This is a genomic window from Streptomyces sp. NPDC001068 (assembly GCF_042897315.1).
Classification (GTDB): domain Bacteria; phylum Actinomycetota; class Actinomycetes; order Streptomycetales; family Streptomycetaceae; genus Streptomyces.
This window is the reverse complement of sequence record NZ_JBIAYD010000007.1, coordinates 370,337-385,977: the sequence shown is the minus strand read 5'-3', so window position 1 is coordinate 385,977 and position 15,641 is coordinate 370,337. Positions and strand designations below refer to the sequence as shown.

At 71.9% G+C, this 15,641-nt stretch carries 14 protein-coding genes; 1 reads left to right on the top strand and 13 read right to left on the bottom strand.

Annotated features, from left to right (window positions below):
- Positions 1-43 precede the first annotated feature (43 nt).
- The 12 genes from ACFY3I_RS21995 to ACFY3I_RS21940 form a co-directional block, all read right to left on the bottom strand.
- Positions 44-1,150, bottom strand: coding sequence for an aminopeptidase P family protein (locus tag ACFY3I_RS21995; RefSeq protein ID WP_390862053.1), 1,107 nt, complete (start codon positions 1,148-1,150; stop codon positions 44-46).
- 373 nt (positions 1,151-1,523) lie between these two features.
- Positions 1,524-2,405 (bottom strand): Pro-rich N-terminal domain-containing protein, encoded by an 882-nt coding sequence (locus tag ACFY3I_RS21990; RefSeq protein WP_390862052.1) that lies wholly within the window; start codon positions 2,403-2,405, stop codon positions 1,524-1,526.
- A gap of 143 nt (positions 2,406-2,548) precedes the next feature.
- Positions 2,549-3,640 carry a 3-dehydroquinate synthase gene (aroB, locus tag ACFY3I_RS21985; protein ID WP_365293229.1) on the bottom strand — a complete coding sequence of 364 codons (1,092 nt, stop codon included), beginning with the start codon at positions 3,638-3,640 and terminating at the stop codon, positions 2,549-2,551.
- Positions 3,637-4,119, bottom strand: a complete 483-nt coding sequence (locus ACFY3I_RS21980) for a shikimate kinase (protein WP_365293402.1) — start codon at positions 4,117-4,119, stop codon at positions 3,637-3,639. Before ACFY3I_RS21980 ends, aroB begins: the two co-directional genes overlap by 4 nt.
- A 32-nt stretch (positions 4,120-4,151) precedes the next feature.
- Positions 4,152-5,336 (bottom strand): chorismate synthase, encoded by a 1,185-nt coding sequence (gene aroC / locus ACFY3I_RS21975; RefSeq protein ID WP_390862051.1) that lies wholly within the window; start codon positions 5,334-5,336, stop codon positions 4,152-4,154.
- Entirely contained in the window at positions 5,333-6,037 is a 705-nt protein-coding gene (locus ACFY3I_RS21970) for a VanZ family protein (RefSeq protein WP_390862050.1), read from the bottom strand. Before ACFY3I_RS21970 ends, aroC begins: the two co-directional genes overlap by 4 nt.
- Before the next feature lie 10 nt (positions 6,038-6,047).
- On the bottom strand, positions 6,048-6,893 hold the full coding sequence (locus tag ACFY3I_RS21965; RefSeq protein ID WP_365293237.1) for a shikimate dehydrogenase: 846 nt from the start codon (positions 6,891-6,893) through the stop codon (positions 6,048-6,050).
- Positions 6,874-8,595 (bottom strand): endolytic transglycosylase MltG, encoded by a 1,722-nt coding sequence (gene mltG, locus ACFY3I_RS21960; protein WP_390862049.1) that lies wholly within the window; start codon positions 8,593-8,595, stop codon positions 6,874-6,876. Before mltG ends, ACFY3I_RS21965 begins: the two co-directional genes overlap by 20 nt.
- Positions 8,596-8,718: 123 nt before the next feature.
- A complete protein-coding gene (ruvX, locus tag ACFY3I_RS21955; protein ID WP_365293241.1) occupies positions 8,719-9,183 on the bottom strand; it encodes a Holliday junction resolvase RuvX in 465 nt (154 codons plus the stop codon).
- Between the two features lie 15 nt (positions 9,184-9,198).
- Positions 9,199-11,871, bottom strand: coding sequence for an alanine--tRNA ligase (alaS, locus tag ACFY3I_RS21950; RefSeq protein ID WP_390862048.1), 2,673 nt, complete (start codon positions 11,869-11,871; stop codon positions 9,199-9,201).
- Positions 11,871-12,218 (bottom strand): hypothetical protein, encoded by a 348-nt coding sequence (locus tag ACFY3I_RS21945; protein ID WP_365293244.1) that lies wholly within the window; start codon positions 12,216-12,218, stop codon positions 11,871-11,873. The genes alaS and ACFY3I_RS21945 overlap by 1 nt, the downstream gene beginning before the upstream one ends.
- 10 nt (positions 12,219-12,228) lie before the next feature.
- A complete protein-coding gene (locus tag ACFY3I_RS21940; protein WP_365293246.1) occupies positions 12,229-12,669 on the bottom strand; it encodes a DUF948 domain-containing protein in 441 nt (146 codons plus the stop codon).
- A 146-nt stretch (positions 12,670-12,815) separates the two neighbouring features.
- Here ACFY3I_RS21940 and ACFY3I_RS21935 point away from each other — a divergent pair, with 146 nt between their 5' ends.
- Positions 12,816-14,981, top strand: a complete 2,166-nt coding sequence (locus ACFY3I_RS21935; RefSeq protein WP_390862047.1) for an ATP-binding protein — start codon at positions 12,816-12,818, stop codon at positions 14,979-14,981.
- Between the two features lie 27 nt (positions 14,982-15,008).
- Here ACFY3I_RS21935 and rpsD read toward each other — a convergent pair whose 3' ends face one another.
- Positions 15,009-15,623: a 30S ribosomal protein S4 gene (gene rpsD / locus ACFY3I_RS21930; RefSeq protein ID WP_351707197.1), complete on the bottom strand. Its 615-nt coding sequence runs from the start codon at positions 15,621-15,623 to the stop codon at positions 15,009-15,011.
- Positions 15,624-15,641: the final 18 nt, after the last annotated feature.

Here is a 15,641-nt window from a genome sequence, read left to right as displayed (position 1 = left end):
GTTGCGGAATCTCCTGGACTGACGTACGACCCCGGGTCACGCGCTACAGCGCGAGCAGCTCCTTGGTCGTGATGGTGAGTAGCTCGGGTCCGCCGTCCGCCTCAGGGCGTACGACGAGCGTGTCATCGATCCGGACACCGCCCCGGCCCGGGAGGTGGACCCCCGGTTCGACGGTGACCGGCACGCAAGCGTCCAGTTTACCCATGGACGACGGGGCGAGCTGCGGGTCCTCGTCGATTTCGAGTCCGACGCCGTGTCCGGTGAGGGGCTGCAGCCCCGTGCCGTACCCCGCGGAGTCCAGCACCTGACGGGCCGCGCGGTCCACGTCGCGACAGGAGGCCCCCGGTACGAGGCCCTCCCGGCCGGCCCGCTGAGCGGCGAAGACGAGGTCGTAGAGCTCGATCTGCCAGTCGGCCGGCGAGGTGCCGATGACGAAGGTCCGGCCGATCTCGCAGCGGTAACCGCGGTAGGTGGCGCCGAGGCAGACGGACAGGAAGTCACCCTCCTCGACCCGCCGGTCGGTGGGGCGGTGCCCGCGGCGGCCCGAGTTCGGTCCGGTCGCCACGGAGGTGGGGAAGGCCGGGCCGTCGGCGCCGTGGTCGACGAGCCGGCGTTCCAGCTCCAGCGCGAGGTGCCGTTCGGTGCGGCCGACCAGGATCGACTCCAGCAGCTCCCCGAGTGCCTGGTCGGCGATCTCGGCACCGATGCGCAGGCAGGAGATCTCCTCCTCGTCCTTGACGACCCTCAACTGCTCGACGGCGCTGCCGAGGTCGGCGAGGCGGAGCCGGGGGGCGACCGAGGACAGGGCGCGGTGCCGGGTCACCGTGAGGTGGTGCTCCTCGACGGCGAGGAGGTCGGCGTCCTGGGCGGCGGCCAGGTCGGCGGCGGCCACGGCGGCGTCGCCGCCGGGTCCTTCCAGCAGGTGCTGCCGGAGGGACTCGTCGGGGCGCGCCTCGGTGGGGCGGTCGTCCCGCACCCCTGGGCCGACGAGAAGGTCCTCGTGTCTGCCGAGCAGCAGGACGGAGCCGGCGGGGGCGGCGCCGGCCAGGTATCTCACGTTGGCGGGGCGCGAGACGAGGGCGGACTGGCAGCCGGCCGCGTTGCATCGTTCCCTCAGCCTGGTTCGGCGGGCCGCGTACACGTCTGACATGAGTCGAGCGTAGGAGTTGCGGGCGGTTTGCGCCGGTTGAGCGGGGCCGAGTGGGGTGGCCGGGCGCCGCGGTCCACGGCGGGACAGCGGGAGGACCGCGCGTTTCCCCACGCGCCCGGCCGACCTGACCCCCGCGCGCTGCCGACCGGACCCCCGCGCGCCCGACCGACCGGACCACCGCGCGCTGCCGACCGGACCCCCGCGCGCTGCCCGCCGGAAGGCCGGTTCGGGCCGACGGCGCAGTGCCCTGCCCCGGTGCGGGCCCGCGGGGGCGGTCCCGCGGTTCCCCGGGTTCCCCGCGCGCCTGTACGGACCCGGGGTCTCGCCAGGGTCACGCCCCTCGGGAGAGCCGCTCGGGAGAGCCGCTCGGGACTCACCAGTTCGGGGGGCTCGCTATCGCTCTCGCCAGGACCTCGTCCAGGACGCGGGCCGTGGCCGGGACGTCCAGTTGCGAGTTGTCGATGATCGGGAGGCCGGAGCCGTACCAGCCCGCCATGCGGCCGTGGATGCGGGCCACCTCCTCGTCGGTGAGGCGGCGGTTGCCCGTGCGTTCGGCGTTGCGCTCCAGGACGACGTCCAGTCCGGGGAGGAGGACGACCGGAAGCAGGCCGGGGCCGACATGGCGCTTCCAGCCGCCGAGGCCGACGACCGGACGGTCGGGGAAGACCGCGTCGTCGAGGATGCACGAGATGCCGTTGGCCAGGAAGTTGCGTGCCGCGAAGCCGCAGGTGCGGCGGGCCAGGCGGTACTGGGCCTCGGAGTGCTCGTTCCAGCCGGACTGGGGGTCGGCGAAACCGGAGCGGACCCATTCGCGGACGTCGTCGAGGCTGATGTGGGCCGTGGGAACCCTGCGGTGGTCGGCCCAGTACTTGGCCACGCTGGTCTTGCCCGCGCCCGCCGGGCCGATGAGCAGCACGGCCAGGGTCGTGACGGTCGGGTCGGGTGCGGCGGTCGCCGCCGGGGGTGCGGTGGGGATGCCCACCGGGGCACCCGGCGGCAGCGGGACATGGCCCGTGGTGTCGGCGGACGGCGGCATCGAGGGCGGTGGCGGCGCGACCGGCGGCTGGGTACGCGGGGCCGGTGGCGGCACGGCCGGTGGCGGCGTGAGCGGCGGCTGCGGGGGCGCGGCCGGTGGCGGTGGCACGGGTGCGGGGCCCTGCGGCGCTCCCGGGTGCTGTGCGGCCGGCGGCCAGCCGGCCGGTCCCTGCCCCGGCTGATGGGGCGGCGGCAGCGGAGATCCCACTGCGTGCTGCATCCGGTGCCACTCCGTCTCGTCGTGTTCGGCTGCGCTCGTGACCGAACGGTACCGCCCCAGGTCGTCGTTTGGTGAAACGGCCGGGGGCGGTACGAAGTGCCCGCGCCGAAAGGCGAATCCGGGCGGAAGGAACAGCTGAGGACCTACTGCCCGACCTCGCCGTAGGCGGCGAGCAGTACGGCCGGGTCCGGGCCCTCCAGGACGGTCGGCTTGGCGAGGCCGTCCAGGACGATGAAGCGCAGCAGGTCGCCGCGGGACTTCTTGTCGACCTTCATCGTCTCGACCAGCTTGGGCCACTGGTCGTACCGGTAGTGCAGAGGCAGGCCCACCGACTCCAGGACCGTGCGGTGGCGGTCCGCCGTCGCGTCGTCCAGGCGTCCGGCCAGTCGGCCGAGTTCCGCGGCGAAGTGCATGCCGACGGCGACCGCGGCGCCGTGCCGCCACTTGTAGCGCTCGTTCTTCTCGATGGCGTGGCCGAGGGTGTGGCCGTAGTTGAGGATCTCGCGCAGGCCCGATTCCCTGAGGTCGCTGGAGACGACCTCGGCCTTGACCCGGATGGAGCGCTCGATCAGCTCGGCCGTGTGCGGGCCGGCCGGGGTGCGCGCGGCCTCGGGGTCGGACTCGATCAGCTCCAGGATCGCGGGATCGGCGATGAACCCGGCCTTGATGACCTCGGCGAGCCCGGAGACGTAGTCGTGGACCGGGAGGGAGTCGAGGGCGGCCAGGTCGCAGAGCACGCCCGCCGGCGGGTGGAAGGCACCGACGAGGTTCTTCCCCTCGGCGGTGTTGATGCCGGTCTTGCCGCCGACCGCAGCGTCCACCATGGCGAGCACGGTGGTGGGGACGGCGATCCAGCGGACCCCGCGCAGCCAGGTGGCGGCCACGAAACCGGCCAGGTCCGTGGTGGCGCCGCCGCCCACTCCGACGATCACGTCGGAGCGGGTGAAGCCGCACTGGCCGAGCGCCTTCCAGCAGTAGGCGGCGACCTCGGCGGTCTTGGCCTCCTCCGCGTTGGGCACCTGGATGGCGACGGCCTCGAACCCCTGCCCGGCCAGGTCGGCGCGGAGCGCGTCGCCGGTCTCGGCGAGCGCCTCGGGGTGGATCACCGCGACCCGCTTGACCCGCTCGCCGACCAACCCGCCCAGCTCGCCGAGCAGTTGCCGGCCCACCAGGACCTCGTACGGCTCGGTGCCCGCCGTGCCACCGACCTGGATCCGGGTGACTGCCTCGCTCATGCTTCCTTCAACTCCAGTGCGTCCAGCGCTGCTTCGGTGACCTCTTCGGGGGTACGCCCGTCGGTCGCGACGACGGCCGACGCGACCTCCTCGTACAGGTGCCTGCGTGCCTCCATCAGCTCCCGCCACTGCCTGCGCGGGTTGATGGCGAGCAGCGGCCGGGCGACGTTGAGACCGGTGCGCTTGACGGCCTCCTCGACGTCCATGGACAGGTAGACCACCTGCCGGCCGGCGAGCAGCGCGCGGGTGTCCGGGTCGAGGATCGCGCCGCCGCCGAGGGCGAGGACTCCCTCGTGCTCGGCGAGCGCGACCCGTACGGCCCGCTTCTCGATCTCGCGGAAGGCCGCCTCGCCCTCGGCGACGAAGATGTCGGCGATGGTCCGGCCCTCGGCGGCGACGATGTCCTCGTCGCTGTCCCGGTAGCCGACGCCGAGCCGCTCGGCGAGCAGCTCCCCGACCGTGGACTTGCCGACGCCCATCGGCCCGACCAGCACCACCAGCGGTGCCCGGGTCACCGGATGGCCAGGTTCTCGAGGTACGACCGGACGTTGCGGCGGGTCTCGGTCACCGAGTCGCCGCCGAACTTCTCCGCGACCGCGTCGGCGAGGACCAGGGCGACCATGGCCTCGGCGACGATGCCGGCGGCCGGCACCGCGGAGACGTCGGAGCGCTGGTGGTGGGCCTGGGTGGCCTCGCCGGTGGCGACGTCGACGGTCTGCAGGGCGCGCGGCACGGTCGCGATCGGCTTCATCGCGGCCCGGACCCGCAGCAGCTCACCGGTGGACAGGCCGCCCTCGGTGCCGCCGGAGCGGCCGGAGGCGCGACGGATGCCCTCGGGGGTGCCGAGGATCTCGTCGTGCGCCTGGGAACCGGGCACCCGGGCCAGCTCGAAGCCGTCACCGATCTCGACGCCCTTGATCGCCTGGATGCCCATCAGGGCCCCGGCGAGCCGGGCGTCCAGCTTGCGGTCCCAGTGGACGTGCGAGCCGAGGCCGACCGGTACGCCGTAGGCCAGGACCTCGACCACGCCGCCGAGGGTGTCGCCGTCCTTGTGGGCCTGGTCGACCTCCGCGACCATCGCCTTGGACGCGTCGGCGTCCAGGCAGCGCAGCGGGTCGGCGTCGAGCCTCTCGACGTCGGCCGGGGTGGGGTAGACGCCCTTCGGGGCCTTCACGGAGCACAGTTCGACCACATGCGAGACGATCTCGACGCCGGTCGTCTCCTTCAGGTACGACCTGGCGACCGCGCCGAGCGCCACCCGGGCCGCGGTCTCCCGCGCGGAGGCGCGCTCCAGGACCGGCCGGGCCTCGTCGAAGCCGTACTTCTGCATACCGGCGAGGTCGGCGTGGCCGGGGCGGGGGCGGGTCAGCGGGGCGTTGCGGGCGAGCCCGGCCAGGACCTCGGGGTCGACCGGGTCGGCGGCCATGACCTGTTCCCACTTGGGCCACTCGGTGTTGCCCACCATGATCGCGACCGGGGAGCCGAGGGTCAGGCCGTGCCGGACACCGCCGAGGAAGGTGACCTGGTCCTGCTCGAACTTCATGCGCGCACCGCGTCCGTAGCCGAGGCGCCGCCGCGCGAGATGGTCGGCGACCATCTCGGTCGTGATCGGCACGCCGGCGGGAAGGCCCTCCAGCGTCGCGACAAGTGCGGGACCGTGGGACTCCCCCGCGGTCAGCCAACGCAGCCTGCTCAACGATGCTCCTCAGTGCTCGCGCCCCGGTACTGCCCTTGGTACGCGTGTCCTCGCGTACGGCGACGGCCCGACCGGGTGCGCGGCCCCGGTCCGCCATGTCCGATCCTCCCACGTCCGGGCGGTGGAACCGCCGTCCGGTCCAGCAGACGGACGCGGTCGCCCGCGGTCGCGATCTCCGCCAGTTTCTCCGCGGCCGTGAAAATGAGGACCCCGATCCCGGCGCCGAGGGAATTCAGCACGAAATCGTCGACATCGGCGACCCGCCCGCCGCCCAGGACCAGCTGCGAGAATTCGATCAGAAAGCTGAGAGCCACCCCGCCGCACAGGGCGACCCACGGCCCGAGACGCCGCCAGGAAAGCCCGATCAGCGAGGCGAAGGGGGTGAACATGAGAATGTTCGCCAGGGCTTCCCTGACGACCATGTCCTTCTCCAGGCCGCCGAGGTTCCGGCCCCCGTCCAGGAAATAGGCGAGCGCGCCGGATTCCAGCCGCCCGCTTCCGCCGGTGCCGTAATCCATGGAGAAGGTGGCGGCGATCACCAGCAGGAGACAGGACGCGAGCACCGTACGGCCGATCACGCTCACGCCCGCCCGGTGGCGTCGTGCCACGAGGAGCAGGGCCGCCACCGGGAAGGGGGCGGCCAGCAGTACCGAGATCGTCGTCGCCGGGGTGACCCAGAGGACGACCTGCCATAAGGACACCGGACGCCCGTCACTCCTTGCCGGGGCTCAGGGCTCCGGTCGCCGCGGCGCGCAGCACCGACACCGGGACCGGCGGGCGTCCCGTCATCTGTTCGACCTGGAGAACCGCCTGGTGCACCAGCAGGTCGAGGCCGCCGACCACGGCACCGCCGAACATGGACCAGCGTGCCGCGAGTTCGGTGGGCCAGGGGTCGTAGAGCACGTCGAAGAGGGTCGCGGGCCGCTCCGGTACGGCGGCGGCGAGCGCGTCGGTGGTGCCGGCGGGCGTGGTCGCGATGACCAGCGGGGCGTGCAGCGCCTCGGCCGCGTCCGCCCAGTCGGCCGTGCGGACGTCGACCTCCAGGCGCTCGCCCCAGTGCCGCATCTCGGCGGCGCGCTCCTCGCTGCGGACGTAGGCGACGACCTCGCCGGTGCAGATCCGGGAGAGCGCGGCCAGCGCCGAGGAGGCGGTGGCGCCGGCGCCCAGGACGGCCGCGGAGTCGACCTGTTCGACGCCGTGCTCGCGCAGCGCGGCGACCATGCCCGGGATGTCGGTGTTGTCCCCGAGTCGGCGGCCGTCCTCCGTGAAGACGACCGTGTTGACCGCGTCGACCGAGGCGGCCGTCTCGCTGATCTCGTCGACGAGCGGGATGACCGCCCGCTTCAGCGGCATGGTCAGCGACAGCCCGGCCCACTCCGGGCCCAGCTGCCCGAGGAAGCCGGGCAGCCGGGTCTCGTCGACCTCGAAGCGCTCGTACGACCAGTCGGTGAGCCCGAGTTCGTCGTACGCGGCCCGGTGCAGCACCGGGGAGAGCGAGTGGGCGATGGGCTTGCCGAGCACCGCCGCCCGGCGGGCGTCAGTGGCCCGAGGTGGCATTGAATTTGTCCTTGAGCTGCTGGAATTCCGCGTAGGTCTTCGCGAATTCGGTGTTGTTCTGACCGTCGGTCGCCACGAAATAGATCCAGCCGTCGTCGGTCGGATTCAGCGCCGCCTTGAGCGCCTCGTCGCCGGGGTTCCCGATCGGGCCGGGCGGGAGGCCCTTCTGGGTGTACGTGTTGTACGGATCCTGGTTGCTGTTGATCTCCGACTCGCTGATGTGGATGTTGCTGGTGCCCTTCAGGTAGTTGAAGGTCGAGTCGAACTGCAGCTTCTGGTTGGTCTCGGTGTTCGTGGGCTCGAGGCGGTTGTAGATCACTTCCGCCATCTTGCGGAAGTCGTCGTGGGTCTTTCCTTCGGCCTGGACGAGGCTCGCGACCGTGATGACCTGCAGCGGGTTGTCCAGGCCGAATTTCTTGGCCTGGGCCGTGAGGTCGAAGGTGGCGTACTCCTCCTTGGCCGCGGCGACCATCTGCTTCAGGACCACCTCGGGCTTCATGCCCTTGGCCGCGGGATACGTGCCCGGGAAGAGGAAGCCCTCCAGCGGGTCCATGATCTTGCTGTTGGTGTTCGCGTAGCTGGGCAGACCGAGGCTCTTGTACTGGGCCTTGGCGACCTTCCGGGTGCTGCCGGAGGAAAGGCCGAGCTTTTTGTCGAGGTCCGCATAGACGCGCGCCGCCCGCTCGCCCGGGGTGACCACCACGTTGGCCTTGCTCTTCGGGTCGAGCATCAGATGTACGGCGCTCGCCGCGGACATCTCCTTCTTCAGGAGATAGGCGCCCGCCTGAATCGTTTTTCCATCGGGGTTCTGCGACTGGGCGGCCACGAATGCGTCGACGCTCTTGACGACCCCGGCGTCCTTCAGACGCCGGCCGATGTCGTAACCGCCCGCGCCCTTCGGAATCTCGACGGTCACCGAGCCGGTGCCGTCGCCCGCGTAGTCGGGGGCCGCGCCGAAACGATTTTGATAGAAGTGCCAGCCGTAATAGCCGACCCCGGCCGCGCCGCCTCCGAACACCAGGCAGACCACCAGGCAGGCGCAGCCGTTGCGCCGCTTCTTGGCCCCCTTGCCGCCCTTCGCCTCCTTGCCGCGGCCACCACCGCGGCGCCCTTTCGGGTCGTCGTCCTCGTCGTCGCCGTCGTCGTCCGCGCCCGTGAAGAAGGGGTGCTGCTCTTCCTCCTCCTCGACGGCCGGCTCCGGCTGCGGTTCCGGCTCCGGGCGCCGGCGGCCGGGTGGCTCGGGCGGCGGGTAGGCGTCCTCGGTGCCGTAGAAGTCGGGCTGCTCCCCGCCGTACGCCACCGGCTGCTGGCCGTAGGGGTCGCCCGGGTCGGCGGCGTAGGGAACCTGCCCGTGGGTGCCGGTCGCGTCCCAGCCGCCCTGGTGGTACTGCTGCTGGGCATGCCCGGCGTACTGCTGGTCGTACTGCTGCTGACCGTGCCCGTCGGCGTACCGGAGCCGGCCCTGCTCGTCGTAGTACGTGTACTGCTGCCGGCCCTGGTTCTGGTCGTACCCGCCCTGCGGATGCTGGGCCCAGTCGCCGTACTGCTGCTGCTGCGGCTGCTGCGGGTAGTGCTGCGGCTGGCCGCCGTAGGGGGACTGCTGGCCCACGTGGGGCTGCTGTCCGCCCCACCCGTCGTCCCCGTACAACGGGTCCTCCGGGTGCCACGGTTCGGAGCCCTGGCCCCGGCCATACTCAGTCATCGATCCCCTAGAGCCGCGAGGCGGCGCGTCATGCGGCTGGTGGGCCGGGTGACCGTTCCGCCTCTTGCTGTGCGGTGGCTGTTCGAAAACCATCGCATCGCGCGGAACGTTACCGTATCGCGATCAGATGACCACTTCGACGCCCTCGCCGGGTGGTTTACCTGACACCCGTTCGGATTCCAGCGCCTGCTGCAGGATGATCACAGCGGCCGCCTGGTCGATGACCGAACGCCCCTTCTTGGTTTTCACCCCCGAGGCGCGCAGCCCCTGACTGGCCGTCACGGTCGTCATCCGCTCGTCGACCAGCCGGACCGGCACCGGTCCGATGCCCTTGGCCAGCTCCTGGGCGAAGGCCCGCACCTTGGCGGCGGCCGGCCCCTCGCCCCCCTTGAGGGAGCGAGGGAGTCCGACGACGACCTCGATCGGCTCGTACTCCTCGACCAGCTGCCGCAGCCTGCGGTGGGCGGCGGGGACGTCCCGGCCGGGGACCGTCTCGACGGGGGTGGCCAGGATCCCGTCGGGGTCGCACGAGGCGACCCCGATCCGGGCGTCCCCGACGTCGACGGCGAGCCGACGTCCTCTGCGCATCTTCGTAACCGTTTCTTACTCGGCGGTCTCGGCCACGAGACGCTCGACGGCGTCGATGGCCTCGCCCACGGCGGCCGGGTTCTGGCCGCCGCCCTGGGCGACGTCCGGCTTGCCGCCGCCACCGCCGCCGAGCGTCTTGGCGGCGGTGCGGACCAGCTCACCGGCCTTGAGACCGCGGTCGCGGGCCGCGTCGTTGGTGGCGATGACCGTGAGCGGCTTGCCGCCCGTGACCGTGAACAGGGCGACCACGGCGGCCCGCCCGCCCTGGATGCGGCCGCGCACGTCGAGGACCAGCTTGCGCAGGTCGTCGGCGGTGGTGCCGTCCGGGACCTGCCCGGTCACCAGGGCGATCCCGCGCACGTCCTTGGCGGAGTCGACCAGGCCGCCGGCGGCCTGCAGCACCTTCTCGGCGCGGAACTTCTCGATCTCCTTCTCGGCGTCCTTCAGCTTGCCGAGCATGGCGGAGACCTTCTCCGGAAGTTCCTCCGGGCGGCCCTTGATCAGCTCCTGGAGCTGGGCGACGACCGTGTGCTCACGGGCCAGGAAGTTGTAGGCGTCCACACCGACGAGGGCCTCGATCCGGCGCACGCCCGAACCGATCGACGACTCGCCGAGCAGCTTGACCAGGCCCAGCTGGGCGGTGTTGTGCACGTGGGTGCCGCCGCACAGCTCCTTGGAGAAGTCGCCGATGGTGACCACGCGGACCCGCTCGCCGTACTTCTCGCCGAACTCGGCGATGGCGCCCTGCTTCTTGGCCTCGTCGATGCCCATGATGTCGGCGCGCACGTCCAGGTCGCGGGCGAGCACCTCGTTGATCTTCTGTTCGACGTCGGTCATCACGGCCGTCGGGACGGCGGACGGCGAACCGAAGTCGAAGCGGAAGCGGCCGGGCTGGTTCTCCGAACCGGCCTGGGCGGCCGTCGGGCCGAGGGCGTCGCGCAGCGCCTGGTGGGTGAGGTGGGTGGCCGAGTGGGCGCGGGCGATGGCGGTCCGGCGGCGCTGGTCGATCGCGGCGTGGGCCTTGGCCCCGACCGTGACCTCGCCGACCTGGACGACGCCCTTGTGCACGTAGACGCCCGGGACCGGCTTCTGGGTGTCGCGGATCTCGATGACGGCACCGGTGTCGACCCTGATCCGGCCGGTGTCGCCGATCTGGCCGCCGCCCTCGGCGTAGAACGGGGTGCGGTCCAGGACGATCTCGACCTCGTCGCCCTCGGTGGCGGCCGGCGAGGACACGCCGTCGACGAGGATGCCGACGACGGTGGTCTCGCCCTCGGTGTCGTTGTAGCCGATGAAGTCGGTGGCGCCGGTCCGGTCGGCGATCTCGCGGTAGGCGCCGGCGCCGGCGTGCCCGGTCTTCTTGGCCTGGGCGTCGGCCTTGGCGCGCTCCCGCTGCTCCTTCATCAGGCGGCGGAAGCCGTCCTCGTCCACGGCCAGGCCCTGCTCGGCGGCCATTTCGAGGGTGAGGTCGATCGGGAAGCCCCAGGTGTCGTGGAGCAGGAAGGCCTTGTCGCCGGCGAGGACCGTGCCGCCGGACTCCTTGGTCTCGGTGACGGCGGTGTCGAGGATGTTGGTGCCGGCCTTCAGCGTCTTGAGGAAGGCGTTCTCCTCGGCGACGGCGACCTTCTCGATGCGCTCGCGGTCGGTGACCAGCTCCGGGTACTGCCGGCCCATCATCTCGATGACGGTGTCGATGAGGTCGAGGACGACCGGGCCGGTGGCGCCGAGCAGCCGCATGTTGCGGATGGCGCGGCGCATGATCCGGCGCAGCACGTAACCGCGGCCCTCGTTGCCCGGGGTGACGCCGTCGCCGATGAGCATCACGGACGTGCGCATGTGGTCGGTGACCACGCGCAGCGAGACGTCCGAGCCGTGGGCGTCGCCGTAGGCCACGCCGGTCAGCTCGGTGGCCTTCTCGATGACCGCCATGGAGGTGTCGATCTCGTACATGTTCTGCACGCCCTGCAGAATCATGGCGAGTCGTTCGAGGCCGAGGCCCGTGTCGATGTTCTTGCTGGGCAGCTCGCCGAGGATCTCGAAGTTGTCCTTGCCGATGCCCTCGCCCCGCTCGTACTGCATGAAGACGAGGTTCCAGATCTCGACGTACCGCTCGTCGTTGACGGCGGGGCCGCCCTCGACGCCGAACTCGGGGCCGCGGTCGTAGTTGATCTCGGAGCAGGGACCGCAGGGGCCGGGGACGCCCATGGACCAGTAGTTGTCCTTCATGCCGAGGCGCTGGATGCGCTCCTTCGGCACGCCGACGACGTCGTGCCAGATGCGCTCGGCCTCGTCGTCGTCCTTGTAGACGGTGATCCACAGCCGGTCCGGCTCCAGGCCGTAACCGCCCTTGTCCTGGGGGCTGGTGAGCAGCTCCCAGGCGTACTTGATGGCGCCTTCCTTGAAGTAGTCGCCGAAGGAGAAGTTGCCGCACATCTGGAAGAAGGTGCCGTGCCGGGTGGTCTTGCCGACCTCCTCGATGTCCGGCGTGCGCACGCACTTCTGCACGCTGGTGGCGCGGTCGAAGGGCGGCTTGACCTCACCCAGGAAGTAGGGCTTGAACGGCACCATGCCGGCCGGGACGAGGAGCAGAGTCGGGTCGTCCGCGATGAGCGACGCCGAAGGGACGACGGTGTGCCCGCGCTCCTCGAAGAAGCTCAGCCAGCGGCGGCGGATCTCTGCCGACTCCATCAGTGGTCCTCATTCCGGTCGTACGAGTACGTCGTGTTCTCGATGTACTTCGGGTTGCTGCGGTTGTTCTCGATGGCGGTGAACCGCCGGGGCGCGGGGAGTTCGGGGTTCGCGTCGATACCCAGCGCGTCCCCCAGTTCCTGTTCCCGCTGGGCCATGTTCTCGCGGACGTCCAGCGCGAAGCCGATCGCCCGGTCCTTGATCCGGTGGCCGGTCTCCAGCGCCTTGTTCGCGGCGGTGGCGGCGAGACTCTCGGGAGTCAGCTGCCGGAGCTTGCGGTTGACCTTGGTGGTGGCCCAGACACCGGCGGCGACGCCGGTGGTGAACCAGAACGTACGGCGGAACATTGCCTGGCTCCTACTTTCCGCGGTTCTTCCGCCGAGCGGCGGGCACGGTCCGGCCCAGGATCACCGTACGCCCGGGCTCCCGGGCGGGCATGTCCGCCCTGCGGCCGGACAGGGCCCGGCGCACGCCGTACCCGAACGCGGCGACCTTGACGAGCGGGCCGCCGAAGGTGGAGGCGACGGTGGTCGACAGGGCGGAGGCGTTGGAGGTGACCTCCTGGACGTCGGAGGCGATCGCGTCGACCCGGTCGATCTGGGTCTGCGCGGACCGTACGGCCGCGGAGGCGTCGGCGAGCAGCGGGACGGCCTGGTCGGTCACGTCCGCCACCAGCTTGGTGGTCGCCCTGAGCGTCTGGGCCAGCCTCACGAGAGCCACCGCGAGGAAGGAGACCAGGATCGCCCAGAAGACGGCCACCAGGATCCCGGCCACCTCTCCACCGGACACCGTGCGCACCTGCTTCCGCTCTTCCGCGAGAATCGATCGAGCTCCGAGCCTATCGCGCGCGGCGTCGGGCTCCGTACCGGATTACCGCGCGCGAGCGGCCGAGTTGCGGGAACCGATTGTACGGACCGAACACGGTTAAGTACGCTCCGTGTCCTATGCGAGGTCCTCAGCGCCCCGGCCCGTCGGCGGACGGCAATCTGCCCCTGGAACTGACCGCGTTCGTGGGCCGCTCGGCCGAACTCGGCGAGCTGGCCCGGGCCCTGGGGTCCGGCAGGCTGGTGACGGTGACCGGGGTGGGCGGGGTCGGCAAGTCCCGGCTCGCGGCCAGGGCGGCCGCCGCGGCGGCGCCCCGGGACGGGGTGTGGCGGGTGGAGCTGGCCGCGGTGCGCGACCCGGGGTTCGTGGAGTACGCGGTCGCGGAGGCGCTGGGTCTGACCGACCACACCACCCGGCTGCCGCGCGAGACGCTCCTGGAGCACCTGGCGGGCCGCCGGTGCCTGCTGTTCCTCGACGGGTGCGAACACCTGGTCGCCGACTGCGCGGAGCTGGTGGCCGAACTGCTGGGGTGGCTGCCCGACCTGACCGTGCTGGTGACGGCGCGGCGGCCGCTGGGGCTGGCGGGTGAACGGCTGTTCCCGCTGGCGCCGCTCGGCCCCGAGGACGCGGTGGAGCTGTTCGCCGAGCGCGCCGAGCGGCAGGGGCTGGCGGTCCGGGACCACGCGTCGGTACGGGAGCTGTGCCTGCGCCTGGACGGGATCCCGCTGGCGATCGAGCTGGCGGCGGGCCGGCTGCGGGCGCTGTCGCCGGCGCAGATCCTGGAGCGGCTCGACGACCGGTTCCGGCTGCTGACCGGCGGCGGGCTCGACGGCCTGCCCCGGCACCGGACGCTGCGCACGGCGATCGGCTGGAGCCACGAACTGTGCACCGGCGCCGAGCGGTTGCTGTGGGCGCGGCTGTCGGTGTTCGCGGGCGGCCTCGACCTGGAGGCCGCCGAGTACGTGTGCGGCGGGGACGGGCTGCCGTCCGAGAACGTCCTGGACGTGCTGACGGAGCTGCTCGCGCAGTCGGTGGTGTCGCGGGAGGAGACCCCGGCGGGTGTGCGCTACCGGATGCTCGACACCGTGCGGGCCTACGGCGCCGAGTGGCTGGCGGCGACCGGGGACGCGGGACGGCTGCGGCGACGGCACCGCGACTGGTTCATGGGGCTGGCGACCTGGTGCGAGCTGGACTGGTTCTCGCCCCGGCAGGGCGAGGTGGCCGCGCGCGCCGAGGCCGAGCTGCCGAACCTGCGGGCCGCCCTGGACCACTGCCTGACCGAGCCGGACGAGGCGCATCTGGGGCAGTACCTGGCGGGCTCGCTGTGGTTCTACTGGGTGGGCTGCGGGCGGCTCTCGGAGGGGCGGCGCTGGCTGGAGCTGAGCCTGGAGCTGGACTCGGAGTACCCGCGCTCCCGGCTGAAGGCACTGTGGGTGCTGGGTTACGTGGCGGTCCTCCAGGGCGACGCGGTGTCCGCGCTGGCCGCGCTCCAGGAGTGCCGGGAGGCGGCCGGGCCGGCCGCCGACCCCACGGCGCTGGCGTACGCGGAGCACCGCACCGGCTGTCTGGCCCTGGTCACCGACGACATGCCCCGCGCGGAGACGCTGCTGCGCTCGGCACTCGACCGTTACCGGGAGATCGGCGAGCTCAACAGCAACGTCCTGATGGGCCAGGTCGAGCTGGCGATGGCCCGGGCGTTCCTCGGCGACCTGCCGGACGCGGTGCGGCTGTGCGAGGACGTGCGCCGGGTGTGCGAGGACCACGGCGAGCGGTGGGCGCGGTCGTACGCGCTGTACGTGCTGGCGTACGCGGCCTGGCGGGACGGCGATCTCGCGGGCGCCCGCGAGCTGCTGGCCGACTCCCTGGGCCATGCGCACGGCTTCAACGACCTGCTGGGGTCGGTGCTGTCGATCGAGCTGCTGGCGCTGGTGACCGTGGCCGAGGGGGATCCGGCGGAGGCGGCGGTGCTCCAGGGGGCGGCGGGTCGGATGTGGCCGTCGGTGGGGCTGCCGCTGTTCGGCTCGGCCTACTACAACGCCCCGCACGAGCTGTGCGCGGCGACGGCCCGGCGGGCGCTGGGCGAGGAGCGGTACGCGGAGTGCGTGCGGCAGGGGGCGCTGCTGGACCGGCAGGCGGCGGTGGCCCGGGCGCTGGACCGCTTCGGGGTACGGCCGCTGGACGCGCTGCCGTCGCCGCGTGGGCCGGGCCCGCGGCACGAGGACGGTGCCGACATGCGGCAGCCCGCCGCCTCGCCCACCCGGAAGGGCGGGGAGACGGCGGGCTGACGACCGAGTGCTGTGCCGGGGCTGGGATCAGCGGGCGTAGTACTCGACGACGAGCTGCTCGTCACAGATGATCGGAACTTCCTTGCGGTTGGGCTCGCGGTCCAGGCGGAACGCCAGGGCCTTGAGGTTCACCTGCAGGTAGCGCGGGATCTCGCCGTCGGGGGCGAAGCCGCCCTCACGGGCGATCTGGAAGAGCGTCTTGTCCTTCGAGCGGTCGCGGACCTGGATGACGTCGTCCGGACGCACGCGGTAGGACGGCTTGTCGACCTTCTGACCGTTGACCTGGATGTGGCCGTGCACGACCATCTGGCGGGCCTGGTAGATCGTGCGGGCGATGCCCGAACGCAGGACCAGCGCGTCGAGGCGACGCTCCAGCTCGATGATCAGGGCCTCACCGGTCTTGCCCTGCACCTTGGAGGCACGCTCGTAGGCGCGGACGAGCTGGCGCTCGGACACGTCGTACTGCGCGCGCAGACGCTGCTTCTCGAGCAGACGGACCTTGTAGTCCGAGTTCTGCTTGCGGCCGCGGCCGTGCTCACCCGGCGGGTAGGGACGGGCCTCGAAGTACTTGACGGCCTTCGGGGTCAGCGCGATGCCGAGGGCACGCGACTTCTTGACCTTGGGGCGGGACTGGTTCGCCACTTGTCTCTTTCTTCCTTC

Bases quoted from the DNA above. Each gene is read 5' to 3' on its own strand.
- ACFY3I_RS21995 (WP_390862053.1), bottom strand. From the start codon at position 1,150: ATGTCAGACGTGTACGCGGCCCGCCGAACCAGGCTGAGGGAACGATGC.
- ACFY3I_RS21990 (WP_390862052.1), bottom strand. From the start codon at position 2,405: ATGCAGCACGCAGTGGGATCTCCGCTGCCGCCGCCCCATCAGCCGGGG.
- aroB (WP_365293229.1), bottom strand. From the start codon at position 3,640: ATGAGCGAGGCAGTCACCCGGATCCAGGTCGGTGGCACGGCGGGCACC.
- ACFY3I_RS21980 (WP_365293402.1), bottom strand. From the start codon at position 4,119: ATGGGCGTCGGCAAGTCCACGGTCGGGGAGCTGCTCGCCGAGCGGCTC.
- ACFY3I_RS21965 (WP_365293237.1), bottom strand. From the start codon at position 6,893: ATGCCACCTCGGGCCACTGACGCCCGCCGGGCGGCGGTGCTCGGCAAG.
- mltG (WP_390862049.1), bottom strand. From the start codon at position 8,595: ATGACTGAGTATGGCCGGGGCCAGGGCTCCGAACCGTGGCACCCGGAG.
- ruvX (WP_365293241.1), bottom strand. From the start codon at position 9,183: ATGCGCAGAGGACGTCGGCTCGCCGTCGACGTCGGGGACGCCCGGATC.
- alaS (WP_390862048.1), bottom strand. From the start codon at position 11,871: ATGGAGTCGGCAGAGATCCGCCGCCGCTGGCTGAGCTTCTTCGAGGAG.
- ACFY3I_RS21945 (WP_365293244.1), bottom strand. From the start codon at position 12,218: ATGTTCCGCCGTACGTTCTGGTTCACCACCGGCGTCGCCGCCGGTGTC.
- ACFY3I_RS21935 (WP_390862047.1), top strand. From the start codon at position 12,816: ATGCGAGGTCCTCAGCGCCCCGGCCCGTCGGCGGACGGCAATCTGCCC.